Origin of the sequence: Ensifer sp. SSB1, assembly GCF_016652895.1 — a bacterium.
In the GTDB taxonomy this organism is placed as follows: domain Bacteria; phylum Pseudomonadota; class Alphaproteobacteria; order Rhizobiales; family Rhizobiaceae; genus Ensifer.
The window spans coordinates 1-24,395 of the sequence record NZ_JAEPRP010000079.1 but is presented as its reverse complement, the minus strand read 5'-3'; the positions used below and the strand labels follow the sequence as shown (position 1 = coordinate 24,395).

Below are 24,395 nucleotides of genomic sequence, written 5' to 3'. Positions count from 1 at the left end.
ACATTTGAAGCATCGACGACCTCGCCGCGTTAGGGAGATTTGCACAAGCGGCTTATGCGGCTCATGTAATCAGGTTTGTAAAGACGTTTCAGCTGCCGCCGAGACCTGGACGCGGCGACTTGGAGCCGAGCGTGACGCTGAGACCTGGCAGCGGGACAAGCGCGATGTGGTCGAAGTGCCAGGGCTCTCGCCGCGCAGTGAGGGCATCCTGAAGCAACTCGATAGCCTACCCCAGGCCCAGAAGGCGCAGTTCGTGGAAGAGCTCGGTCGCAATCCCGAAGGTAGAGACGCACTCGAAGAGGCAAAGCGCACCGCGCACGCTTGAACAGCGCTTTGGCACTTCAGACCCGCGCTCGTTCAAGAAGGAACTCGACAGGCTTGGGATAGCTGACACCGCGAAGATCGAGCGCATCAACGAGGTCGCCCGCATTGCTGATCGCGCGCACTGGGCGGAGTTGAACCAAAAATATGAGCTTACGCGCGGACTGAAGAAGGGGTTGGGGTTGGGGTTGTAAAACTATCGAAGCTGAACAGGCTTCGCCACGAAACCCGCAAACAGCTCTGCTCTCACTCGGGGTTCCATCAGCTTCGTCAGATTTGCGCCCCCAGTCCCGTTTTAGGGATAGCTTCGCGCCGGAGGCTAGGCGCCATCAGGCGTCAGCTTCTGCTCTGCCATCGCGGATTTGGCGGACGACCTCAGAGTCACTGCCACAGCATGCGGCAGCAATCTCAAGACAGCGCTTGCGCTCCTCCCTGATGGCTTCAGCGATCATTGTCGTTGGGTCTTTCTGACCACGCAGCAGATGCTCCGCCGACAATCTCCAGGCGGTTGTGGTTATGTCATCCGGGATCACGATTGGGGCAGGGCTCCGGTTTTTGCAGCGTCGTCCGGCCGCTTTGCAGAATTCGCAGGTCCTTCGAAAGCCTCGCTGGCAGTGCCACAACAAAGCGGCGTCGCTGCGACAACTTTGATCTCTTTTGCTAGGATCGCCAGCTTTTCAGCAATGTCCTGGAGTTCGCTCGGTGCGTGTTCAGCTTCGATGTCGTTGTCTTTTTGCTCGTCCACAAACCCACCTCTTTGCTTGATCGGGAGCAGTATATTTCTACGTTTGCATATAATGCCACAACTTACCGCGTCTATTTTTGACATCTCACAGCTTGTGATTACTTGTTGACGCACTCCAGGCATTCGCGAAGGCGCCAGATCGCAGAACATTTCTGCCGCAAAATCCGCTCCCTACGCACGTCGTTGCTAAATAACTTCAAGATTTGAAATAAACGACAAACTGAAGGGTTGGCGCGTTTGCACTTTTGTTAGCGCATGCTAAATCCCTGAAATGCCTGGATGTGATCAAGACAGTGATGCGAGCGCCGCCGAGCTCGTGGCGCAGTTCAAGACTGCGCAGCAACAAATGGTTGGACTCGTAAACGAATATGGGACGGAGCAATTCCGTTCACTCGAGCATCATATGAGCCAACTGTTTTCGGCAATCGGACGACACGAACCGACCAACAGGGCAGAATTTCGAACGCTGGCGCAGTTCTATCTCGATCTGCTGGAAATTGATGACGGTGGCTACAACAAACATCTGCACGATTGCCTTCGGCACTTGATCGATCGGTACACAACGGACAGGCCCATAAAGGGCGGGCCGACGGCGGATGGTCGGACCTGAGGACAAGGTCCGCACAAGCGCCGCGGCTTCTCATCAGCAGCGATCGAAACCAAGCAATTTCTACTCGAACAAAGTGGGAGCGACGGTGGTGAGCGGTAGAGAACGGACGCTGATTGTCGAACTCACGAATGCGGGCGCTGCGGACTCCGGCATTTTTACCTGGGATATAACGCAGGATCTCGTCTACGCGGACTCCGCCTTGGCCGAGCTGTTCGGGCTTGTTGCCGAAGAGACCAAGCGCGGATTGCCGCTCAAAACCTACCTTGATCGTGTGCACCCCGAAGACCGGGCATATGTCGCCAAACAAATTACCGACACCATTGTCGGCGCGCGGGCTCAGCAGTCTGTCTATCGCGTCAAGGGGCGAAACGGCCAGTATGTTTCGGTGATCGTCTTCGCCCGCTGTTTTCGCGATCGCAACGACACACCGGTGCTTTATTCCGGTATGGTTGTTCTTGAAAGCGCGGCCGCTGCGAACAACAATCGAGCCCACTAATTATCACCTCGGTTGCCGCGTCCCGTCGGTTCAAAACCGCTTGAGCATCCTTTCGAGCTCGGCATTCTGCGCGCGAAGCTGGTTCGCCAGCAACTGCCGAAGACGCCTGTTTTCAGCATCAAGTGCGACCAACTCGTCAGCGGGGTCCGCCGTGGCTTCAGCGCTCGCCGGTGGCTTTTGACGCCCGTCCGCAGCTTTGGGAACCGGCATCAAGGTGCGAACAACGTGCTTGCGAGACTTCTGTTTGGTGCGTTTGCCGATGGCCTCGATTGGAAGCTCGATTGCGGTCGGCGCGGGCTCCGCAATTTCCTCGACGATATCCAAAGTTGGTGCGGCGCTCTCAGCGTCATCCGCTATTGGAACAACTGAAGATGCTTCAATTGCGATTTCTTCAACGACGGGCTCGTGCGCCGAAATCAATTCGTTTGGGGCAGTTGCGGGGGCTATGACTTCCTGAACGGCAGGCCGGTTGGCGCCGAACAAATGTGACGATTGGTCTTTAACCTCGCGGGCAAGCGCCTGGAGATCCACATTGCCCCAAATCGAGCTCGTCGCTTGCGTTTTCGGCAGACGGCGGCCGGATTTGTACTCGACGGTGAATCTACGTTGTGGTGGCTTCATAGGTCTGCACCTCAAGGCTTTTCTGCCGCAAGCTCTTGCGGCACCAATACAGGGCGGAATTTGGCGTTTCAACTAACCCACAGGCGTGCCATCATCTTCGGGCAAGGCCACGAGTATCCTTCCGCCCGCCAAGACAATGGGGGCTGAAGCGAGTAGCCGATCTCAATCCAGTCCAAGTTTCTTGCGCAGGTCGGCATTCTCGGCGCGGAGCTTTTCGGACAGAAGTTTGCGCAGTCTCCGGTTCTCCGCCTCAACTTCCACGAGTTCGGCGAACCCGTCAGAATCCGATAACGCTTCGCCGCTCGTTTCGCGAGCCGGCTTCACGCTGTTCTTCCAGTTATAGTAGGTTTGCTCTGATATTCCTGCACTTTTGACCGCGTCTTTCAGCGTGCTTGCGCCGGCAACTTGTGCTTCGATAGATGCGAGCTTCGTTAGCTTTTCCTCCGCGCTGAAACGTGTCTTCCCGGTCGCCTTCGCCGTCGAGACTTTTGACCGTGTGCGGGGCGAGTCCGTTGCAGCACTTCGGCGTTTCGGTGCGTTTCGCGTCTTACGCTCTGGGGTCTTCGCGGGAGCATCCTCGTCTGCCATAGACACTGCCGCTGTGTTTTCTTCGGCCATCGGACCTTCCTCGTTGAGTTTTGCCCGTTTTCAACCGATTGAACTCTGATTGTCAACTCAGAGCGCCCGATTGGCCCTTTTCCGCTCTGGGCCCGTGCTCTAGTGAAGCAGCATCCAAACGACATTGAGGGAAACGATGAGAAAGCTGGTCGCAGGCAAATTGCATGGCATTTACGTGACAGAGGCCAATCTCAACTATCATGGGTCGATCACTTTGGACCCCGATCATTGCGAGCAAGCCGGCATCTTGCCAATGGAGTTTGTCGAAATCTGGAACAAGAACTCCGGAGCGCGGATTTCCACCTATGTCATTTTGGGTGAACGCGGCTCCAGGTGCTGTATTCTCAATGGAGCCGCGGCGCGCACGTGCCAGCCTGGCGACCAAATCATCATCTGCAACTCGGTCTATCTCGATGAAAGTCAGCTCACTTCATTGAAGCCGAAGGTGCTGACGTTCGACGAACAAAATCATGTTCGTGACCGCCTCAGCTACTCGGTCAATATCGATGACGACGGACGCTACACCTTCGACATCCTTGATGAAGGCGAGACCGTCCTGCCCATCCCGCTGTTGGTTTCTGGCGCTCAATAGTCAATCAGCTGGTCTTGGCGCTATCGAGCCACGACGAAACGGCGAATAGAGACCGGTCCCCTTTGCTGAACCGTCATTTGCATTTTTATGTTCGTAGCTTAAGGGGAGTGGTGGTCACCACCACCCGACGCGCAATGAGAACTTATGGCTTCGACCGTGTCCGCCGAACTGAATGAACAGCAGGCGCTGGAAGCAGCTAAGTTCCTGCAGGCCATCGCGCACCCGAAACGTCTGCTGCTCCTGGCTGTTCTATCCAATCGGCAACTGTCTGCCGGAAGACTTGCTGCAGCCGTCGGACTTCCGTCAGGAATGGTCTACAAACATCTCCATAAGCTCGTCGAAATCGGCGTTCTATCCGTGAACGTCAAAGCGGCGGGCATGCGGTTTTCAATCGCCTCTCCTGAAATCGTCATCAGCCTCGTGAAAATTCAGGCGGCGCTCGCCGCGCAGATCACCGCCAACCTCGGTTGACGGCTGGCGAACGCTGCTGCCGCCTCAAAAAAATGCCCCGCCAATGCGGCGGGGCGAGCATGCGTCCAGATGGCTCACTGGAGGCAGGGAAAAATACAACAGAGAATGCTCATATACCTAGAGCTGACGGCGCTGGTAAGGAAGGTCTATTTTCCCCATTCCGGTACGGTTCCGAAAAAAGGGCGATCAAGAAGCGCTCCCGGGTTACCGGCCAGCGGACAACATTCTCATGCAGATCTGTTTCAGCGGCTTGGAACTGGCGTTTCACCGCGATAGTCATAAAAGCCTCTCCCTGTTTTCCGTCCAAGCCAGCCGGCTTCGACGTATTTCACCAGCAAAGGACAGGGTCGATACTTGCTATCTGCAAGGCCGTTGCGAAGTGACGTCATGATGGAGAGGCAGGTGTCCAGGCCGATAAAATCGGCAAGCTCGAGCGGCCCCATTGAGTGATTGGCCCCGTACCGCATGCTGTTGTCGATATCCAGAACCGAGCCTACCCCCTCGTAGAGAGCATAGACCGCTTCATTGATCATCGGGATGAGAATTCGGTGAACGGTAAAGCCCGGATAGTCTTCGACGACAACAGCGGTTTTGCCGAGGCGCTTGATGACAGCATCGACGGCGTCGAATGTTTCCTTGCTGGTCGCGATGCCGCGGATCAATTCCACAAGTGGCATCGACGGGGCAGGATTCATGAAGTGCAACCCCATGAACTGCTCCGGCCGATCGGTGACACCAGCCATACGTGTGACCGAGAACGAAGATGTGTTCGAGGCTAGAATTGCGTTTGGGCTCAGGTAGGGCGTCAGCTCGGCGAAGATGCGATGCTTGACGGCTTCAATCTCCGACGCCGCCTCTATGATGAGATCCCGGCTACCAACGTCTCTCAGGTTCGTGGTTGACGCCAGCCGAGCCATGGCGGCCGCCTTCTCGGCAGGTTCAACATCACCGCGCGCGATCATTTCATCGATCTGCGCTGCGACGCTTTCCGCAGCGGAGGCGAGGGCTTGAGGTTCGACATCCATCAATGTGACATGGAACCCCGCCAGGGCAAACGCACACGCTATGCCGCGGCCCATGTGCCCTGCCCCGACAACTCCGACAGTCTCAATCGTCATGCTCTCCTCACGCCAGGTCCCGGTTTAGGGTCTGGTGAGCCTTTAAATTCCGACACAAAACTTGTCCCGGTGGTGTCGCTAAGGCGCCTGGATTTGAGTGTCAGAAAGGCCTGACGTTTTCGGCCTTTGTCTTTCCGGTCTTGCGATCTTGTCCGAGATCGTATGACACCGCCTGACCTTCTCTCAGCACGTCCCCATATTGGAGTGCCGAGACATGAACGAATACGTCGACGCCATCAGTATCCGGTGCGATGAAGCCGAAGCCTTTGTCTGCATTAAAAAACTTTACTTTGCCTGTCGGCATCAAGACCTCTCCCAGTTAGATGCGGGCACACTAAAGTTCACGCACCGCCCAATCAAGCTGACGCAAACAGAATATTTGACCGGTTTTCGGGGCAGGCATCTTCCCGTTCGATCGGCGCATGGTTGAGCGGAAATGTCTATTGTTATGTAATAACATTTCGTCAAATCAGGTAACATAGCTTATGGAACTCAAGTGAAGGGGTTGACCGGGAGGAGCAACGGTCAGGCCGAAGGGCAGATCAACCGCCTCAAGATGCTGAAGCGAGCAATGTACGGTCGCGCCGGCTCAGAACTGATGAGGGCGAGAATGCTGCCGCTGAATCACAGAAATTGAGGATGAACCCTTTCAAGTGCCAAACGACAGGGGGCGCCTTGCTTCGTCCTCGTCGTCGGCAGCATGCCGGAGGGTGGCAAGGATCTGGCCGGCGCGAGAGGTCAAGTGGCCGAGGGCCTTTCAAATTTGCTCGATCATGCGCGCGGCCTCGGTGTTTCGCTTGCCGTTGAGCCGCTGCATCCGATGTACACTGGCGATCGCTCCTGCATAACCAGCCTTGGGGAGGCCCCTCGATCTTTGCGATGCCATCGATCCTGGCTGCGATGGCGGGATCGGCGTCGCTATCGACGTTTATCATGTCTGGTGGGATTACGCTGTGCGTGATCAGATCGCCCGTGGGGGAAATACGAAGCGGATCAACGCCTTCCACGTTTGCGACTGGCTCGTCCCCACAACGGACCTTCTGCTGGACCGGGGAATGATGGGGGATGGGGTCATCAAGATAGCTGCCCTTCGGCAAGACGTAGAGGCTGCAGGGTATGCCGGCTTCGTCGAAACCGAGATATTTTCGCGTTACTGGTGGAGCCAATCGGAACCCGAGGTTCTGCAGCTATGCGGTCAGCGCATGACGTCCATTTGCTGAACAACGCGCACGGAGCGAGTTTCACTTTGCGCGGTGCGGCGCTGCATATGTAGAAAGCACCTTGTCTACCGGCCGGGTTGTCCGGCCGATTATAGTCATTAATTGGAGGCAAAGGTATCCTGACGAGACGCGACGGACATCGGACGCCTCGTGGCCAATGATCACCTTTAGGCAGGTTTGGTTTTTAGGTCTTGAGGCTGTCGCCCGTCGACGTCTAAAATGGTCGAGATCTCGGGTACGAGGGACCTCGCAATTCGAGTGTTTGCAAGGTCCCGTTGGTTCATTTTAGAAGTTGCGCTGCAGGCGGACGAACCCTGCGACATAGTCACGATCGGTGGTAGCCGTCAGGTCTTCCTGGTTGTACTGAACTGATACACGGGCTGCGAGCCCTTCGGTGATCGCGTAATCGAGAGTCACACCAGCGCGCCACTTGTCGAGATCGTTGTTGAAGTCGTTGCCGCTCCGAAGGCTATCCCAATACTGAACGCCGGGGGTGATCTTCAGCTTGTCGGTGGCCTTGAAGGCATACGAGGCTGCAACAGTCCACTCCGATGCGTTGAAGTAGGTGTTTGGATTAGAGGCCCAGACACCAGCAAGCTGGAGCGTGCCTGGACCGAGATCAGCCGAAAGCAGAGCGCGGATCGCTCCCTCTTCCCACTCGGTGTCGTAGCTGCCGAGCAGGTCCAAGGAGACGCCGCCGAGCGTGGCCGAAACGATGCCTTCGATGCCTACGCCGTTTGCCTTGGTCGACCAGCCTTCAAGTTCGTCAACGGCGATACCGGCCTGGAACGAACCGCCGTCATAGAGGTAGGCGATGGAATTGAATTCGGTGACGTTGCTGACTTTGTCAGTCTCGCCGTTAATGCCCTTGTCCCACCAGCTGTAGAAGAAACCAGCCTTCAGGCCGCCGAGCTGGATGTAGGCTTCGTCGACGTCGATACGGCTGTCGCCAGCGTCGGTGTCGTTGTCAGCGTTGAACTCGGCGGCAAAGAAGCCGGTGAGCGTGCCATACTCGGTGTCGCTCTTGGCAGAGAACGAGATATAGGCGCGCGAGAAGGCGTCCCAGTCGGAAGTGCCAGCCGTACCCCAGCCCTGACGCCCGTTGACTTCGTCCGGACCGAAGGACGTTTGGAAGCGGACGTACCCGCCGATCTTCAGGCATGTTTCGGTACCGGGGATGTAGAAATAGCCTACACCAAAGGCATCGCAGACGCGCACGTATTCCATGGGTTCCGGTTCAGCAGCCACGATAGCGTCGGCGGCACGGGCGCCGTTCATTGCCAGAAGGGCGGCTGCGGAGCCGAGAAGCACAGTTTTCATTCTCATTTGATCGGTTCTTTCCTCTGAAGGTGATCAAGGGTCTGGCAGGTCGTGAGCCTCCCTGCTCGCGGACCAGGTTCGGGCTGCGGAGGCCATCGAAGACGATGCGCAGCGATCGGGAGTTAGCATTGGAAATTAGCGATTAGAACCGGATTCTGGCCACAATATTCCGACATAATCAAATACAAGTAGCTTGTATCGAAAATAATACAAATATTTGTCGCAATATGTATATTCTACGTCACGGACAGAATCTTCATCTCAATCAGATATTGAGCAATATTTTGCTGCAACTGAAGAGAGAATATTATTTGTTACTTTAAACGCGAATTGCTTATTCGTCGGTCGCGAGACGCGTCCCGTTCGGGGCCTTTTCGGTTTCGCTCGTCGGCGCGCGGCCATCATCCCTCGCAAGACGACGGCTGGACGATGGTTTGAAGCCATAAGCGTTTTTGTAGAGGACCGAGAACCTGCCAGGATTGGAGAATTGAAGCCTCGCCGCCAATTCGGCGATGGACGTCACCTGACCTGCCTGAAGTGTGCTGTGCGCACAGGCGAGCCGGTAGTTGCAGAGAACGCCCATCGGCGATGTTCCGCGGTAGCTCCTGAAGAGCCGCTGAAGGGTACGCGAGCTACAGCCCGCTGCCTCCGCCAGGTCTTCTATCGTAACCGGTTCGGCTAGATTCCGCCGCATGAACACCTCCGCTTGCAGCAACGGGCGAGGCGCATAGGGACGAGATCCACAGCCGAACGCATCGGCCAGATTGTGCGGCAACTTGGTAAATAGCTTGACGAGGGCAAGTTGCTCATACGCCTTTGCCAGATTCGGCTTCTCCCCGAGAGACGCCGAACTCAGATCATCCAGCGCCCCGCGAAGGGTCTGGTACAAGCCGCTGCCGTCGCCCTCATCGAACCCCGTCGGGGTCAGCACGAATTCTTGAACATACGGTCTGCCAGTCGCGCTCTCGAAGTGCTGCCGGAGCGTCGCCTCCGAGACACTAAACGCCAACCAGGAGCTTCCCGCCTGGACACTCAAGCGCCGGCCTGCGAAGTCGCGCAGGCTTGCAACTTGACCGGCAGAAATGCAAAGCGCCTTCCGCCCTCGCCGAACCGCCACCTCGATCTCTCCCGCCAAGACGAACAGCAGACCTATTTCGGCCCCGCCACGACGCGAATGCGCCTCAAGGGCGCCCGACTGGTCTACGGCCGTGATCGATCCTGACGGAAGGTTATGTCTTTTGAAGGTGAACGGGGAATTCCCGGCGTCACCAAAGACCTTCCAGCGCACGTTCGGTTCATGCGCCTCGAGGCCGCGAAGGACGTCGCTTCGAGAATGGGCCTCAAAACTCCCGCACGGAGCCTCAGGGATGCCTGAATACACTCTCATCGGTAATCCGCCTGAAATCCAAAGCCACGCAGCCTGCCATGGCTCTTCGGGCGCAAAGTACGGGTCCACCGCGCCCGCGCTAAGGGAGTTGAGTTCACTGCTGGAACGGACCGAAGTAAGCCTTGGGGGACGTTGCAGGGCCTGTACGCTCCTCCCCCAAGCCGCGCAACGGCAACCCCTTCTTGCAGAATAGGGTGGCCGAGTGGCCACCCTATTTCATCCGCGCGATCGGCAATTCGCCTAGCGGCCGACCCTTTCCCGCCAGGAGCGGAAGTCAACAAGGCTTTGCTCATCGGTCGCAGGATAAAGGCCGAGAATTGAGCGTCCTTTGAGAACCTCCTCCGTCACGAAGTCCTCGTACACCGTCATCTCGGTGGCCTCGCATGCGATCTCGTCGGCAAGTGCCGCGGGGATCACAACCACGCCTTCACCATCCCCCACCACGACATCGCCAGGAAACACTGGCGTGTCCCCACATCCGATCGGGACATTTATGTCGATGGCCTGGTGAAGCGTGAGGTTTGTCGGGGCTGAAGGCCGGTTGTGATAGGCGGGGATGTCAAGTTTCTCGAGATCCGGCGTGTCGCGGAACCCTCCGTCCGTCACAATCCCCGCCACGCCTCGCACCATAAGCCTAGAGACGAGAATCGACCCGGCGGAAGCCGCGCGTGGGTCCTTGCGGCTGTCGATGACGAAGACCGCGCCGGCGGGGCAAATCTCTACGGCTTTTCTTTGCGGATGCTCCCGATCGCGAAAGACCTCCAGTTGATTGAGATCTTCTCTCGCCGGCATGTATCTCAGCGTGAACGCCTCCCCCACCATCGTTTCACCTTGGCGATTGATACGGTGAACGTCCTGAATCCACTGGTTTCGCAGACCTCTCTTGTAAAGAGCTGTCATGATGGTCGGCGTCGAAACAAGTTTCAGCTTCTCGCGCGTTTCGACCTTAAGCTTTGTCAATTGAAGACTCCTCGTGTGATTGGCGTACGGAAATTCGCCCGTTACCCGCTGGTTTCTATCGCATTTCTATCCGCATCAGTGCGAAGAGACACGAAAACCGCGGCAACCGCAGAACGTGAACCACCGACACTCTGAGCGTAAGGGCGTCATCCCCGGATACAAAGCAGAATACCGATCTGGTTGAATCTGTCAATAGTTGTAACATGCGGAATGACGCCTAGTGAACGATTCATCCCAGCGTGTAGCCGGTCTTCACGATGGTGAAGAACTCGGCGGCATGCCTGCCCTGCTCGCGCGGACCGAACGACGAGGCCTTGCGACCGCCGAAGGGAACGTGGAAATCGACGCCCGCGGTAGGCAGGTTGACCATGACCATGCCGGCCTCGGAATTACGCTTGAAGTGTGTGGCGTACTTCAGGCTCGTCGTGGCGATACCCGCCGACAGGCCAAGCGGCGTATCGTTGGCGACGGCGAGCGCCTCGTCGTAATCCTTGACCTGGATGACGGAAGCGACCGGTCCGAAGATTTCCTCGCGCGAAATGCGCATCTGGTTCGTCGCCTCAGTGAACAACGCCGGCTGCAGGTAGAACCCAGGCGTATCTCGCCTCAACACCTCGCCGCCGAAGGCGAGCCTGGCGCCTTCCGACTTTCCGATCTCAATATAGTCGGTGTCCTGCCTCAACTGCTTGTCGTCAACGACCGGCCCAATTTGGCTTCCGGCCTTCAGCGCGTTGTCGACGTTCAACGTCTTCAGCTTTTCGGTCATCGCCGCTACGAACCTGTCATGGATTCCTGCCGTAACGATCAGACGGGAGGAAGCGGTGCACCGCTGACCGGTTGAAAAGAAGGCCGAGTTGGCGGCGGCCTCGACGGCAATGTTTAGGTCGGCATCGTCCAGGACAATCATCGGGTTCTTGCCGCCCATTTCGAGCTGGAACTTGCGGTTATGCTCAATGGAGGCAAGCGCTACGCGCTTACCCGTGCTGGTGGAACCTGTAAACGTGATCCCGGCGAGATCCGGACTCTCAAGCATGACCTGCCCAACAACCGAGCCCCGCCCCATGACGAGGTTCAGCACGCCCTTCGGAAGGCCGGCACGGTGGAGGATGTCGACGATCGCCCAGGCTGAACCCGGCACAAGGTCGGCCGGCTTGAACACCACCGTGTTGCCGTAGCAAAGCGCCGGGGCGATCTTCCAGGCCGGGATGGCGATCGGAAAGTTCCAGGGCGTGATGATGCCAACGACGCCCAGTGGTTCTCGGGTTATCTCAACTCCGATGTTCGGGCGCACCGATGGGACCACTTCGCCCGTCAGACGCAGCGTTTCACCCGCGAAGAAGTCGAAGATCTGGGCTGCGCGAGTGACCTCTCCGATCGCCTCCGGAAGAATCTTGCCTTCCTCGCGAGCGAGCAACTCGCCAAGTTCGTCCTTGCGAGCCAGAATCTCGTCAGCGGTTTTCCTCAATATGGCATGGCGCTCGAGAATTCCCGAACGCGACCAGGTTGGAAATGCCGCCTTGGCGGCGGCGATGGCATGTTTTGCGTCATCGGCGCTCGCCCGCACGTACATGCCAACGACGTCATCCGTGTTCGACGGATTAATGTTTGGCGAGGCCTCGTCACCGACCCACTCGCCGGCAATCAGGTTCTGATAAATACTCATCTTCGTCATGGCTTTCTTTTTTGGTCCGAGTAAATGCCTACCTCTGAAGTAGACAGGAACTGACAACGTCGGGATCGTTCACTGTCGAATCCAGACAATTGACACTGATTTGTCATTTGTGCGATGAAGTTGTCAATATTTGCGTAGTCCAATTGAGATGAGGAGCCATCGTGTCTGTTATCGGATTTATCGGTTTGGGAACCATGGGCCGGCCAATGGCGGAACGGCTGATCCAGGCGGGGCATCAAGTCCGCCTTAATCGCGTCAAGGCTGCATCGAGCAACCTGGTCGAATTGGGAGGGGTTGGCGTCGATACCCCCGCGATGGCCGCCCAAGGTGCGGAGTTCGTGATCTTAATGTTGCCAAACACGCCCGACGTCGAGGCCGTGCTCTTCGGGCAAGGGGGTGTTTGCGAAGGCCTCTCCCCCGACGCCCTTGTCATCGACATGAGTTCGATCGATCCGGTAGCCACCCGTGACTTCGCAAAGCGAGTCGAAGCCAAGGGTGCTCGATATCTCGATGCTCCGGTGTCGGGCGGTGAAATTGGAGCAAAAAACGGAACGCTTTCGATCATGGTTGGCGGCGACGAAGAGCAGTTTTCCCGTGCGCGACCTTTGTTCGAGACGATGGGCAAGAACATCACGCTCGTCGGCGCGAACGGTGCCGGCCAAGTGGCGAAGGTTGCCAACCAAATTATCGTGGGCCTCACGATCGAAGCCGTCAGCGAGGCGCTGGTCCTGGCTGAACAGGCAGGTGCAAACCTCGAGAAGGTTCGTGAGGCGCTGCTGGGTGGCTTCGCCCACTCACGCATCCTGGAGGTTCACGGCAAGAGAATGATCGACAAGACGTTCGATCCGGGCTTCGCCCTTCGCCTTCATCACAAGGATCTTAGTTTGGCAACAGACGCCGCGCAGGCCCTCGGAGTTAAGATTCCCAACACATCCGCTACGCGCGAGCTCATGTCCACTGCCTTGAAAAAGGGTAACGGTGACCGCGACCATTCCGCGCTCTTTCTGGAGATCCGGGATCTGGTCGAAACGGAATGAGCTGGCCCCGGTTAAGACGAGCCGTTTGGCGCGACGATTGCCTGTCAACACTTCGACTCGCCAGCGTTTTGGGCTTTGAAGTTCCGTCGTCGAGATCGATTCCTGGGAGGAGTGGACCATGATGGATGACGCTGCGAGGTCGGGATCAGTCCAGTCGGTCGACCGAGCGATGTTCTTGCTTGAACTGCTTAGCCAGCATGATGAAGGGTGCCGTTTGTCGCAACTCGGGCGTGAGGCGGGGCTTTCCCCGTCGACCACGCACCGCCTGCTCACCACGCTCGAGAAACGCCGCCATGTTCAATTCGAGCCTCGCACCGCGAGGTGGCACATTGGCCTGGCGATGTTGAACATCGGCTCGGCCTTCTTGCGTAGGGCGAGCTTCGTGTCGCTGGCCCAACCGTTTCTCCAGCGTCTTCGCGACCAGACGAAGGAAACGGCGAACCTGGGAATGGCGGACGATGGCGAGATCACCCTTGTCTCTCAGGTCCCAAGCAGACAGATCGTACGGTCGATTGGCCGCATTGGAGGACGCGTGCCCATGACATCATCGGCTATGGGAAAGGCAATTCTATCGACCTACCCCTCCGAGGATATCGAGGAGATCGTCGAATTGCGGCGAATGTTCAGAAAGACGTCGCATTCGATAACGCGGCTCGAGGCACTTCGTCTCGAACTCGAAACCGTGCGAGCGAACGGCTATGCGATCGACAACGCCGAGAACCGGAGCAACGTCAGGTGCATTGCCGGTGTCGTCTACAATGAGCGTGCTGAAGCCATCTGTGCGATCTCGATTTCCGGACAGGTCGACCGAATGCCGGCCGAACGCATCGACCAGCTCGCGCCTTATGTTGTCGATACGGCACGAAAAATCACCGCTGCGGTGACCGGCTCCGCTGAGTTGATGCAGTCGATGTAATAGTTCCGGCCGAATGTCAGTTTGAAGTGCGGCCGCACATTCCGCATCGTGAAAAACCCAGAACTCCGATTGTCCCTTTCACGCAGTGACTCGTATCGAACGGCAATCGGCGCCTGGAACGCCGCGCTGCCCGTGCGACGGCAGCCCCTCATCGTGGTGACGAGCCCCGACCTACATGGTTCTTAGAAAGGAAAATCATGCTGACTGTAAAGAGACTGAGCTTGGAAGATGCGCGCGTACTCATCAAGGGGGCACGCGAGAAATCGGTCGAAATCGGCGTACCGATGTGCATCGCCATCACTGACGAATCTGGACAGCTGATCGCATTCGAACGGATGGACGGCGGAAAGATAACCAGCACGATAATCGCGCAGGACAAGGCTTTCACTGCTGCGGGCGCGAAGCGCACAACCGAAAGCTACGGCGTCGCCAGTCAGCCAGGCAGCCCGGCATATGGCATCAACGCCGCGATCGGCGGTCGGCTGATGATTGTGGCTGGCGGGTTGCCGGTTGTCGTCGAAGGTGAAGTGGTCGGCGCCATCGGTATTAGTTCGGGGACACCCGCACAAGATACCGAGTGTGCGCAAGCGGGTATTGATCGCTTTCTATCGTCTCTCTGACCGAGCCCCAGGATCCTCGGTCCTCCGCAGCGCGACTACGTTGGTGTCGCGCTGCCGGCTGAAGGCAGACGCCGATCGAGAACATCAAGAAGGCGGCGGCCGATTGACGCAAGCGCCGCCGAGCGATGTCTCGTACTTTCGAGCGTGAGAGACACTATTGACCACACGGCTCTACAAGCAACCGTACTTAAGGAAGAAACGACTGCTGCGCTGAAATCCCAGCTTGAAGCTCTGTCGAATTCTGTTTCCGCGGGAAAGGCCTAGGCGCCGGTATGGGGCAAGCAGTTGCGCGGGAGCCAAAGCGGTGTCACCCGAGACGCCAATCCCAATAAATCTGTTTCTCGCGCGCGGTTTTAGCTAAGCGATCGACGGAGTTTCACCGGATCTGGCGAACGCGCTCAATCATTTCATGGAGAAAATTTTGAAAAGTCGGCCTAGCCCCCATCGGCCCCGCTGAATTGAGGCCACACCCGGAATACGGTTATCGCCGCTCACGGTGACCAATTCTGGCGCGAAAGACCCCTAGCCTCCGCTCAATATACCGCTGCTTTCTCTATGGCTTGTGCTTCGCGGTGTGATCCCTTCAACAGTGGTCGATCGCGTAGATCGTTAGCCTTCAACTCCAAGTGCCGTGAGCTTTTTCGGCTTCGGCCCCCCATAGGCCCAGTCGAGCAGTTCGACCGTGTGCACGATCGGAAGCGCCGTTCCCGAAGCGATCTGCGTTATGCAGCCGATGTTGCCGGTGGCGATGATATCCGCCTTCGTCTTCTCGATGTTCTTCACCTTGCGGGCCTTTAACTGCGCTGAGATCTCCGGCTGAAGGATATTGTAGGTGCCGGCCGAACCGCAGCAGAGATGGCCTTCCGCCGGATCACGAACGGTGAAACCTGCATTTCTCAGAAGGTTCTTAGGGACCATGGTGATCTTTTGGCCGTGCTGCATCGAGCAGGCGGAGTGATAGGCGACGGCGAGCTGCTTCGGTTCCTGTTTTGGGAGGTCAAGTGTCGAGAGATACTCGGTGATGTCCTTGCCGAGACTAGAGACCTTTGCCGCCCGTTCTGCATACATGGGGTCGAGACGGAGCATATGCCCATAGTCCTTGATCGTCGTGCCGCAGCCCGATGCGGTGATGATTATGGCGTCCAAGCCACCGGTCTCGATTTCTCGCATCCATACATCGACGTTGCGGCGGGCGAAGTCGAGGGCCTCCTGCTCGCGGCCCATGTGGTGCACCAGCGCGCCACAACATCCCTCCCCTTGCGGCACCACCACCTCCACACCGAACCTGGCCAGCAGACGAAACGTTGCCTCATTGATACCGGGATCCAGGACCGGCTGCGCGCAGCCGGAGAGGATCGCCACTCGACCACGCTTTTGAGCGCCGACCGGAACGGCACCAACGGTCGATGAAACGGATGCGACGATGGAGGACGGTGCAAGCTCCAGCATCGCCCCGAGCGGCTTCAGTGCAGGTATACGATTGAAAATTGGAGCAAAGGGCCGAGCGAATTTCGCCAAAGAGAGAGCCGCGCGAAATCGGTTCGGATATGGCAGCACAGCAGCAAGCAGGCTGCGGAGCATCCGATCGATCAGCGGGCGTCTGTAAGTGTTCTCAATGTGGACGCGGGCATTGTCGACCAGATGCATATAGTCGACGCCGGACGGGCAGGTTGTGACGCAAGAAAGGCAGGAGAGACAGCGGTCGATATGTGTGACGACCTCCTCGTCGGCGGGGCGGCCATGTTCCAGCATGTCCTTAATAAGATAAATGCGTCCTCGGGGGCTGTCGAGCTCGTTACCGAGCGTCACATAGGTGGGACAGGTGGCGGTGCAGAAGCCACAATGTACACAGCGGCGTAGGATCTTCTCGGATTCTGCCACATGCGGGTCGGCATGTTGCGCAGGTGTGAAGGAGGTTTGCACTACACGGTTCCTCCCATCTTGCCGGGGCAGAAGATGTCGGCTGGGTCGAGCTTCATCTTTATGCGCGCTGAAAGCGCGGCTACCGCGGGCGCCAAGGGTTCGAAAGCCAGAGTTTCGGCGGCTACCGCGTCAGACGTCCGCATGAGCGTTGCATGTCCTCCGCCGAGGGCGCTGATCTGCCGTCTGAGCAGCTCCGCTTGGGGATTGGTTTCCATTCGCATCCAGATCAGGCCGCCTTGCCAGTCGAAGTATGCGTCGACATCGGTCTTCAGCCGCAGCGCAGCGACGAGCTGGACTCCGGCAGAGGGTGCGACGGAGATACGCCAGAGCGGTCGCAGCGTACCGTCGACATACGGGTGGACGTCTCGAATCTCCCTCCAGAGCACCTGGCTTTCGCCCGATCCAAGACGAGATGTCGAGCCAAGGCTCTCCATCGCGGCGACAAGTTTCTCGGCCCTCGCAGAAACGGAGGCGGCGGTGCCTTCGAGGCGAAGAACAACCGCTTCGCTGTCCCGAAGCGCACCGCCAAGGAAGCTTTCCTTGACGCTTGCTGGCAGGTAGGCCGCTCCCGATACTTCGACCGGCATCGCCATCGCAGTCGACATAGCCTTTACGGGGTCAACACCATCGAAGCTTGAGACCACAATCGTCTCGATTGCCGCCGGCAGCGGCTGGACGCGGAACGTCACTTCGGTCATGAAACCAAGCGTGCCATGGGAGCCGGCGAAAAGTTTCACAAGGTCGAGGCCGGTGACATTCTTCATCACGCGACCGCCTGCCCGGATCGCCTCTCCCCTGCCATTGATGAAACGTACGCCGAGCAGACCGTCGCGGGCCGCCCCGCAAACAAAGCGACGGGGACCTGACACATTGGCCGCGAACACACCGCCGATCGTTGGCTCGCCCGACGTCCCCAGGACTGCCCGAGGGTCCATCGGCTCAAAAGCCATCATCTGTCTCTTTTCCGCGAGGGCCGCCTCCACCTCCGCCACCGGCGTGCCGGCTCTGACGGTCATGACCATCTCTTGAGGCTCATAGTCGACGATTCCCACGAGACCAGTGGATCGCAGGACCGTCCGGGCGGCCGCGCCAACGTAGAAGTTAGAGCGGGTAGATCCGCCAGCAACGGAAAGTGGCGTCCCATCCGCCATTGCTGCGCGCACCATTTCGGCCGCCTCGAGATCACTGGCCGGTATCAATGTTGTCATGCTGGGCGTCCATCTAACGGAAAAACCTTTGACGGGTTCAGGATCCAGTCTTCATCGAAGGCGGACCGCACCGCCATCTGCTGATTGAGGTCCGCGTCGGAGTATTGATGTCGCATGAGATCACGTTTCTCGATCCCGACTCCGTGCTCACCGGTGAGGCAACCACCGGCATCGACGCAGAGCTTTAGTATCTCATTGCCAGCGGCCTCTGCCTTGGCTGCATCGTCCGGATCATTGGCATTGAACAAAATCAGCGGATGCATATTGCCGTCGCCAGCATGGAAGACGTTTGCGACCCTCAATCCAAACCTCTCGATGATTTCGGAGGTCTTGTTGAGGACATAGGGGAGCTTGCCTAGAGGCACCGTCCCGTCCATGCAAATGTAATCGGCGATGCGACCGGTCGCACCGAAGGCGGACTTTCGGCCTTTCCAGATCAGTGCGGCCTCCGTGGCAGACTGACTTTCTCGTACCGTCTTGACGCCATGGCGACGTGCGATCTCGACGATGCTTTCAAGCATCGCCTCCATGTCGGCATCGGCCCCCTCGACTTCAACGATCAAGAGTGCACCCACATCGAGCGGATAACCCGCCTGGGCAAAAGCTTCACAAATCTCGATGGCCTGCTTGTCCATGAACTCGATCGCAACGGGAATAATTCCGGCCCCGATCACATCTGCGACGCAGGCGCCCGCCTCCTCCGAAGTTTCGAAGCCGAACAAGACCGGCCGTGCACCCTCCGGCTTGGCAATCAGCCTGACCGTCGCCTCAGTGATGATACCGAGCTGTCCCTCCGACCCGCAGACAAGGCCAAGCAGATCGTAACCCGCCGCGTCCAGGTGCTTGCCGCCAAGTTCGATGACCGTGCCATCAACCAGGACCATCTTGACGCCAAGCAGATTGTTGGTGGTGACCCCATACTTCAAACAGTGCGCGCCGCCGGAATTCATGCCGATGTTGCCGCCGATCGTGCAGGCGAGCTGCGAGCTCGGGTCAGGCGCATAAAAGAAGCCATCGGCGCTGACGGCTTCCGAGATGCTTAAGTTCGTCACTCCAGCTTGGACCGTCGCGGCGCGGTTGACATAGTCCAACTCCAGAATGCGTGACATCCTGGAAAGACCGAGCACGACCGCGTCTTGCTGAGGTATCGCGCCGCCGCACAGCGAGGTACCCGCGCCCCTCGGGACAATAGGAATTCCATTCCTGTAGCAATAGCGCGTCACTGCGGCGACCTGTTCCGTCGTTGTGGGCAGAACGACGGCGAGCGGCAATTGCCGATAGGATACAAATGCGTCCGTTTCAAAGGGAACCAGCTCCCGCGCCTCATGCACTAGGCAATCCGTCGGCAGTAGACTGGCTAGGTCGGCCAGAATCGATTTTCTGTTCGCGATCACAGCCTCGCGTGGCGGTAGAAATCTAATTTGCTCAGCGATCATGGGCGTCCTGGAGCAGCAAAACAATGGTTATGACTGATGTAGCGGATTGATCGCGGAGCTTCCGCATTCGGCTTTGAACTTTCCACGATGCGGAAAAGGCAGGGGAGCCGGTTAACCAGACCCGGACGCAACGCTAATCATGCCACCGTTCAAGGAACACAAGCCAAGCTGCATGCTGGAGTGGGGTATGGAAAGCAGATCGTTCTTAACCGACTTGTTCGCCGCCGCCGTCGCGGCGGCGGATCCGACAACGGGTATGAAGAGGCACCTGCCCGCGCCGCCCCACGAAGGAAGAACGGTTGTGGTCGGCGCCGGCAAGGGAGCAGCCCAAATGGCGGCGGCGCTGGAACGGCTTTGGCCGAAACCCCTGACGGGGGTCGTGGTCACTCGATACGGTTTCGGATGTCCGACCCAGTCGATTGAGGTTCTGGAGGCTTCGCATCCCGTTCCTGACGCCGCCGGCCTGATCGGCGCGAGGCGTCTTGAAGAGACAATCATGCATCTCACCGAAAAGGATCTCGTGATCGCCCTGATTTGCGGCGGCGGGTCAGCTTTGCTGCCGGCCCCTCCGGACGGAGTGACGCTGGAGGACGAGATCGCGTTGAACAAGGCGCTCTTGGCTTCTGGCGCTCCCATCTCAGCTATGAACGTAGTGCGGAAACATCTCTCGACGATCAAGGGTGGTCGCCTCGCCGCGAAAACACGGGCGCGCGTGGTTAGTCTCATCGTCTCAGACATTCCTGGCGACAACCCGGCCTTCGTCGCATCGGGCCCAACCATTCCAGACGCTTCGACGAGACAAGACGCGATCGCGATTGTCGAGCAATACCGGCTGAAACTCCCCGACGCGATGCTTGCTCATCTCCATTCGCCAGCCGCCGATGCGCCAAAGGTCGATGATCCCACCTTCGCTCGTCACGAGCACTTCATCGTCGCCTCGGCGGCAAAGTCGCTCGAGGCCGCAGCCGAAGTGGCCCGCACGCAGGGCGTTGCCGCGCAAATTCTTTCGGATTCGATCGAAGGGGAAGCCCGTGAAGCGGCGCTCGTCCATGCCGCCATCGCCCGAGAGATCCTGTTGCGCGACCGGCCGTTTGCAAAGCCGGTCGTCCTGTTATCTGGTGGCGAAACCACTGTCACGTTACGCGGTAAGCACGGAAGAGGTGGGCGAAATGGCGAGTTTGCACTGGCGGTAGCACTGGCAATAGACGGCTTCGACATTACCGTGCTAGCCGCCGACACTGACGGAATCGACGGGTCTGAACAGAACGCGGGCGCTTTCGCCGACGGCACCACCGTGCGACGTCTAAGGGCTCTAGGACTCGATGGAGCGAAGCTGCTTCTCGAGAATGACAGCTTTTCGGGCTTCGCCGCCCTTGGCGATGCCTTCCACACCGGTCCGACCGGCACGAACGTCAACGACTTCCGCGCCGTGCTCGTCACGTGACCTCAAGCCCCGTCAGAGTGGATCGCACATCGCCTCTGCCCGCTTTCCATCATGTGGAAAAGTTGGCGACTAGGAAACCGAGGCGAACACGATCTCCGTAAAGCTGACGGAATGCAAAACGCCCTCTGCCCCGTTTCTGCAGCGACGCGTCGCACAACACCAACAACCGACCCTGACTTCAGACTACAAAGAGGAAGACGCCATGGACAAGCTCACTCGCACGCGTGCATCCGTGACCGAACAGGAAGCACTCGACTTCCATTCCGAGGGCCGACCGGGCAAGCTCGAAATCAACCCGACCAAACCGATGGCGACACAGCGCGACCTGTCGCTCGCCTATTCGCCGGGCGTCGCCTTTCCGGTAAAGGCCATCGCCGCGGACCCGGCCTCCGCCTACGACTATACGGCTCGTGGCAACATGGTGGCCGTGATCTCGAACGGCACGGCCATTCTCGGCCTCGGCAACCTCGGCGCGCTTGCGTCAAAGCCTGTCATGGAAGGCAAGTCGGTGCTGTTCAAGCGCTTTGCCGACGTGGATTCCATCGACCTTGAAGTCGATACCGAAAACGTCGACGAGTTCATCAACTGCGTGCGTTTCCTCGGCCCCTCCTTCGGTGGCATCAACCTCGAAGACATCAAGGCGCCGGACTGTTTCATCATCGAGCAGAAGCTGCGCGAGGTCATGGACATCCCGGTGTTCCACGACGACCAGCACGGCACGGCGATCATCGCCGCAGCCGGCCTCATCAACGCGCTGGCGCTGACCGGCCGCGACTTCAAGACGACCAAGCTCGTCTGCAACGGCGCGGGTGCCGCCGCCATCGCCTGCATCGAACTCATCAAGTCGATGGGCTTCGCCTCTGACAACATCATCCTTTGCGACACCAAGGGCGTCATCTTCGAAGGCCGCACCGAGGGCATGAACCAGTGGAAGTCGGCGCATGCGGTCAAGACCGACCGCCGCACGCTGGCAGAGGCGATGGACGGCGCCGACGTGGTCTTCGGCCTCTCGGCCAAGGGCGCGCTTTCGGAGGACATGGTGCGCTCGATGGCGCCGCGGCCGATCATCTTCGCCATGGCCAACCCGGACCCGGAAATCACGCCGGAAGAAGTCGCCCGCATCCGCGACGACGCTATCGTCGCCACAGGCCGTTCTGACTATCCGAACCAGGTCAATAACGTGCTCGGCTTCCCCTACATCTTCCGCGGCGCGCTCGACGTGCGCGCAACGACCATCAACGACGAGATGAAGATCGCTGCCGCCGAAGCGCTGGCAAGCCTTGCCAAGGAAGACGTGCCCGACGACGTCGCCGCCGCCTACCAGGGCAACCGGCCGCGCTTCGGTCCGCAATACATCATTCCCGTTCCCTTCGATCCACGGCTAATTTCTGCCATTCCGGTGGCTGTAGCCCGAGCTGCTATGGAAAGTGGCGTCGCTCGCCAGCCCATTTTCGACCTTGCCGCCTATGGCCACGAGCTCTCGGCGCGCCGCGACCCGATCGCCGCCACCACCCAAGGTCTCTACGAACGGGTTCGCCGCTTCCCCAAGCGCGTTGTCTTCGCAGAGGCGGAGGAAGAGCAAGTCATGCGCGCGGCGATTTCGTTCTGCAACCAGGGCCTCGGAACAGCGATCCTGCTCGGTCGCGACGACCTGATCCGTGCCACGGCGGAAAGAGCCGGCATAGAGCTCGATCGGCCGGGCATCGAAGTCGTCAACGCGCGCCTTTCGCACCGGGTGGATGCCTATGTCGAACACCTCTATGCCCGCCTGCAGCGTCAAGGCTTTCTCCATCGAGACGCTCAACGTCTGATCCACAATGACCGCAATCACTTTGCGGCGACGATGGTTTCTATCGGCGATGCCGACGCCATGGTGACCGGGACAACGCGGAATTACGCAACCGCATTGCAGGATATTCGCCGGTGCATCGACACCAAACCCGGACACAAGGTGATCGGGATTTCTCTTGTCGTTGCGAGAGGGCGCACCATCTTTGTCGCCGATACGGCGGTTCATGACATGCCAAATGCGGAGGATATCGCCGACATCGCCACCGAAGCCGCGCGCGTTGCCAAGCGCATGGGCTACGAACCGCGTGTCGCGCTACTAGCCTACTCCACGTTCGGTCAGCCGATTGGCGAACGTTCGCAACGGGTGCGGGAGGCGGTCGCAATCCTGGATCAGCGGCGGGTGGAGTTCGAATACGACGGCGAAATGGCCGCTGACGTAGCGCTCAATCCGCACCGGATGGAGCAGTATCCTTTCTGCCGGCTCTCAGCTCCGGCGAACGTGCTGGTGATGCCGGCAATCCATTCCGCGTCGATTGCCACCCGGATGTTGCACGAGCTCGGCGCTGCGACGGTGATCGGCCCCCTGCTACTCGGTCTCGACAAATCTGTTCAGATCACCTCGATCGGCGCGAAGGACACGGAGATTGTCAATATGGCGACTATCGCGGCCTACAACGCAGGCGAGTAACAATTCGCGTGGTGGCGGTCAGTTCGCCGAAGGGGTGTTCTCGAGGTTCCTTTTAACTCCATTGGTAAAGGCGATACGTGATGATTGAAAAGGACACGACTGTCGACGAGACCTCCGACCGGTGGTGGACGCGGGCCTTCTCAAATGTGCAGACTAACATCCAGGAGATAGATGCAACGATGGACGTCGAGCAGGCGCTTGACTTCATCGAAGCTCAAGGGGCCGATACTTGGCTTCTCAACGTCGGGGGGATCGCATCCTTCTATCCGACGGACCTCCCGTTCCAGACCCGCGTCCCATTCCTCAAGGAGCGCCCATCAGGCGATCTGATTGGAGATGCGGTCGCCGCCGCGAGAAGGCGCAATGTCAGGGTGCTGGCCCGAATGGATTTCTCCAAGGTCTCGACCCGGATTGCCCACAAACACCCGGACTGGCTTTTCAAGTCTCCGAATGGGAAAGCTCAAATCTACAATACGTTGTACACAACCTGCCCCTGTGGGGACTATTATCAGCATCGGTCGTTCGACATCATCGATGAAATTCTAGACCGCTATGAAATCGGCGGCTTTTTCGTCAATTGGTTCCGCTTTTCGGAATTCGACTATAGCCGTAACTATCACGGGGTCTGTCACTGCGAAAAATGCAAGACTGCGTTCGCGGCCTTCGCCGGCGACGCGGAAATCCCCGACACACCCCAACACCCCAGCTACTCACTGTGGTTGCGGTTTGCCACAGGGGTCCTCCAGGGACTTGTTGACAGACTGGCAAAGCACATAGAGGAGAAGAATCCCGGCGTTGCCCTGATCATGAGCCGCAGGTCGCCGATCATCTACTATGAGGCCAACAATGGCGTCGGACGCGAACCCTGGCATCACGCGACATCCGAAGCCGTGAGCGTCTACCGAACGGGCATGCCGACTTCGTCCATCCTGGTGAATTCAACCTCCTTCGTCGACATGCCCTACAGGATGGCAGGCGAGCAGCCCGAGCATTTCGCGCAGTATCTGCTCCAGGCGATCGCGCGAGGTGGCAATCCGTCAACGTACCTAATGGGCGCGCCAGGGCGCATCCCGTACGCGAATCTGCCGATTGCAGGCGAAATCCAGAGGTTCTACCAAGATAACCGCGCCATCTACAGTGACTACCGTCCGGACTCAACGGTCGCGCTGATCCGACCCGAT

Annotated in this window: 23 protein-coding genes and 1 pseudogene; 12 read left to right on the top strand and 12 right to left on the bottom strand. The window is 58.5% G+C overall.

Annotated elements, in window-relative coordinates; genetic code table 11:
• Window positions 1-166: 166 nt before the first annotated feature.
• Window positions 167-325 carry a hypothetical protein gene (locus I8N66_RS19810; RefSeq protein WP_291156915.1) on the top strand — a complete coding sequence of 53 codons (159 nt, stop codon included), beginning with the start codon at window positions 167-169 and terminating at the stop codon, window positions 323-325.
• Window positions 326-850: 525 nt separating this feature from the next.
• Here the strand turns inward: I8N66_RS19810 and I8N66_RS19805 are convergent.
• Window positions 851-1,066: a hypothetical protein gene (locus I8N66_RS19805; RefSeq protein ID WP_291156913.1), complete on the bottom strand. Its 216-nt coding sequence runs from the start codon at window positions 1,064-1,066 to the stop codon at window positions 851-853.
• 316 nt (window positions 1,067-1,382) lie between these two features.
• Here I8N66_RS19805 and I8N66_RS19800 point away from each other — a divergent pair, with 316 nt between their 5' ends.
• Together I8N66_RS19800 and I8N66_RS19795 are read left to right on the top strand one after the other, a co-directional pair.
• Window positions 1,383-1,676 (top strand): hypothetical protein, encoded by a 294-nt coding sequence (locus tag I8N66_RS19800; protein WP_291156911.1) that lies wholly within the window; start codon window positions 1,383-1,385, stop codon window positions 1,674-1,676.
• 88 nt (window positions 1,677-1,764) lie between these two features.
• Window positions 1,765-2,172 (top strand): PAS domain-containing protein, encoded by a 408-nt coding sequence (locus I8N66_RS19795; protein ID WP_291156909.1) that lies wholly within the window; start codon window positions 1,765-1,767, stop codon window positions 2,170-2,172.
• Between the two features lie 30 nt (window positions 2,173-2,202).
• Here the strand turns inward: I8N66_RS19795 and I8N66_RS19790 are convergent, their stop codons facing one another.
• Together I8N66_RS19790 and I8N66_RS19785 are read right to left on the bottom strand one after the other, a co-directional pair.
• On the bottom strand, window positions 2,203-2,793 hold the full coding sequence (locus tag I8N66_RS19790; protein ID WP_291156907.1) for a hypothetical protein: 591 nt from the start codon (window positions 2,791-2,793) through the stop codon (window positions 2,203-2,205).
• A 162-nt stretch (window positions 2,794-2,955) separates the two neighbouring features.
• On the bottom strand, window positions 2,956-3,411 hold the full coding sequence (locus I8N66_RS19785; protein ID WP_291156905.1) for a transposase: 456 nt from the start codon (window positions 3,409-3,411) through the stop codon (window positions 2,956-2,958).
• 136 nt (window positions 3,412-3,547) lie between these two features.
• On the opposite strand from I8N66_RS19785, the gene panD reads away from it, so the two are divergent.
• Both panD and I8N66_RS19775 read left to right on the top strand, forming a co-directional pair.
• Window positions 3,548-4,003, top strand: coding sequence for an aspartate 1-decarboxylase (panD, locus tag I8N66_RS19780; RefSeq protein WP_291156903.1), 456 nt, complete (start codon window positions 3,548-3,550; stop codon window positions 4,001-4,003).
• Window positions 4,004-4,147: 144 nt separating this feature from the next.
• On the top strand, window positions 4,148-4,474 hold the full coding sequence (locus tag I8N66_RS19775; protein WP_291156901.1) for a helix-turn-helix domain-containing protein: 327 nt from the start codon (window positions 4,148-4,150) through the stop codon (window positions 4,472-4,474).
• 242 nt (window positions 4,475-4,716) lie between these two features.
• Here I8N66_RS19775 and I8N66_RS19770 read toward each other — a convergent pair whose 3' ends face one another.
• A complete protein-coding gene (locus tag I8N66_RS19770; RefSeq protein ID WP_291156899.1) occupies window positions 4,717-5,592 on the bottom strand; it encodes a 3-hydroxybutyryl-CoA dehydrogenase in 876 nt (291 codons plus the stop codon).
• A gap of 100 nt (window positions 5,593-5,692) precedes the next feature.
• Window positions 5,693-5,896 (bottom strand): cold-shock protein, encoded by a 204-nt coding sequence (locus I8N66_RS19765; RefSeq protein WP_291156897.1) that lies wholly within the window; start codon window positions 5,894-5,896, stop codon window positions 5,693-5,695.
• 550 nt (window positions 5,897-6,446) lie between these two features.
• Here I8N66_RS19765 and I8N66_RS19760 point away from each other — a divergent pair.
• Window positions 6,447-6,812, top strand: a complete 366-nt coding sequence (locus I8N66_RS19760; RefSeq protein ID WP_291156895.1) for a TIM barrel protein — start codon at window positions 6,447-6,449, stop codon at window positions 6,810-6,812.
• Window positions 6,813-7,097: 285 nt separating this feature from the next.
• Here the strand turns inward: I8N66_RS19760 and I8N66_RS19755 are convergent, their stop codons facing one another.
• The 4 genes from I8N66_RS19755 to I8N66_RS19740 form a co-directional block, all read right to left on the bottom strand.
• Window positions 7,098-8,138 (bottom strand): porin, encoded by a 1,041-nt coding sequence (locus tag I8N66_RS19755; RefSeq protein WP_291156894.1) that lies wholly within the window; start codon window positions 8,136-8,138, stop codon window positions 7,098-7,100.
• Window positions 8,139-8,466: 328 nt separating this feature from the next.
• Window positions 8,467-9,420 carry an AraC family transcriptional regulator gene (locus I8N66_RS19750; RefSeq protein WP_291156893.1) on the bottom strand — a complete coding sequence of 318 codons (954 nt, stop codon included), beginning with the start codon at window positions 9,418-9,420 and terminating at the stop codon, window positions 8,467-8,469.
• Window positions 9,421-9,759: 339 nt separating this feature from the next.
• Window positions 9,760-10,479, bottom strand: coding sequence for a ribonuclease activity regulator RraA (locus tag I8N66_RS19745; protein WP_291156892.1), 720 nt, complete (start codon window positions 10,477-10,479; stop codon window positions 9,760-9,762).
• A 229-nt stretch (window positions 10,480-10,708) separates the two neighbouring features.
• Window positions 10,709-12,142 (bottom strand): aldehyde dehydrogenase family protein, encoded by a 1,434-nt coding sequence (locus tag I8N66_RS19740; RefSeq protein ID WP_291156934.1) that lies wholly within the window; start codon window positions 12,140-12,142, stop codon window positions 10,709-10,711.
• Window positions 12,143-12,312: 170 nt separating this feature from the next.
• On the opposite strand from I8N66_RS19740, the gene I8N66_RS19735 reads away from it, so the two are divergent.
• The 3 genes from I8N66_RS19735 (at window position 12,313) to I8N66_RS19725 (ending at window position 14,724) form a co-directional block, all read left to right on the top strand.
• Window positions 12,313-13,188, top strand: coding sequence for a 2-hydroxy-3-oxopropionate reductase (locus I8N66_RS19735; protein WP_291156891.1), 876 nt, complete (start codon window positions 12,313-12,315; stop codon window positions 13,186-13,188).
• 118 nt (window positions 13,189-13,306) lie between these two features.
• On the top strand, window positions 13,307-14,104 hold the full coding sequence (locus tag I8N66_RS19730; protein WP_291156890.1) for an IclR family transcriptional regulator: 798 nt from the start codon (window positions 13,307-13,309) through the stop codon (window positions 14,102-14,104).
• A 197-nt stretch (window positions 14,105-14,301) separates the two neighbouring features.
• A complete protein-coding gene (locus I8N66_RS19725; protein ID WP_291156889.1) occupies window positions 14,302-14,724 on the top strand; it encodes a heme-binding protein in 423 nt (140 codons plus the stop codon).
• Window positions 14,725-15,333: 609 nt separating this feature from the next.
• Here I8N66_RS19725 and glcF read toward each other — a convergent pair.
• From glcF to I8N66_RS19710, 3 genes are read right to left on the bottom strand one after another with little or no spacing between them, the layout of a single operon-like run.
• The gene (gene glcF / locus I8N66_RS19720; RefSeq protein WP_291156888.1) at window positions 15,334-16,647 is read right to left on the bottom strand and encodes a glycolate oxidase subunit GlcF; all 1,314 of its coding nucleotides are present in this window, start codon (window positions 16,645-16,647) and stop codon (window positions 15,334-15,336) included.
• Entirely contained in the window at window positions 16,647-17,855 is a 1,209-nt protein-coding gene (gene glcE / locus I8N66_RS19715; protein ID WP_291156887.1) for a glycolate oxidase subunit GlcE, read from the bottom strand. Before glcE ends, glcF begins: the two co-directional genes overlap by 1 nt.
• Window positions 17,852-19,288, bottom strand: a complete 1,437-nt coding sequence (locus I8N66_RS19710; RefSeq protein ID WP_291156932.1) for an FAD-linked oxidase C-terminal domain-containing protein — start codon at window positions 19,286-19,288, stop codon at window positions 17,852-17,854. The genes glcE and I8N66_RS19710 overlap by 4 nt, the downstream gene beginning before the upstream one ends.
• A gap of 190 nt (window positions 19,289-19,478) precedes the next feature.
• Here I8N66_RS19710 and I8N66_RS19705 point away from each other — a divergent pair, with 190 nt between their 5' ends.
• From I8N66_RS19705 to I8N66_RS19695, 3 genes and pseudogenes are all read left to right on the top strand, one after another.
• Entirely contained in the window at window positions 19,479-20,735 is a 1,257-nt protein-coding gene (locus I8N66_RS19705) for a glycerate kinase (protein WP_291156886.1), read from the top strand.
• A gap of 202 nt (window positions 20,736-20,937) precedes the next feature.
• The gene (locus I8N66_RS19700; protein WP_291156885.1) at window positions 20,938-23,214 is read left to right on the top strand and encodes an NADP-dependent malic enzyme; all 2,277 of its coding nucleotides are present in this window, start codon (window positions 20,938-20,940) and stop codon (window positions 23,212-23,214) included.
• An 80-nt stretch (window positions 23,215-23,294) separates the two neighbouring features.
• A pseudogene (locus I8N66_RS19695) lies at window positions 23,295-24,395 on the top strand (beta-galactosidase); the annotation flags it as partial.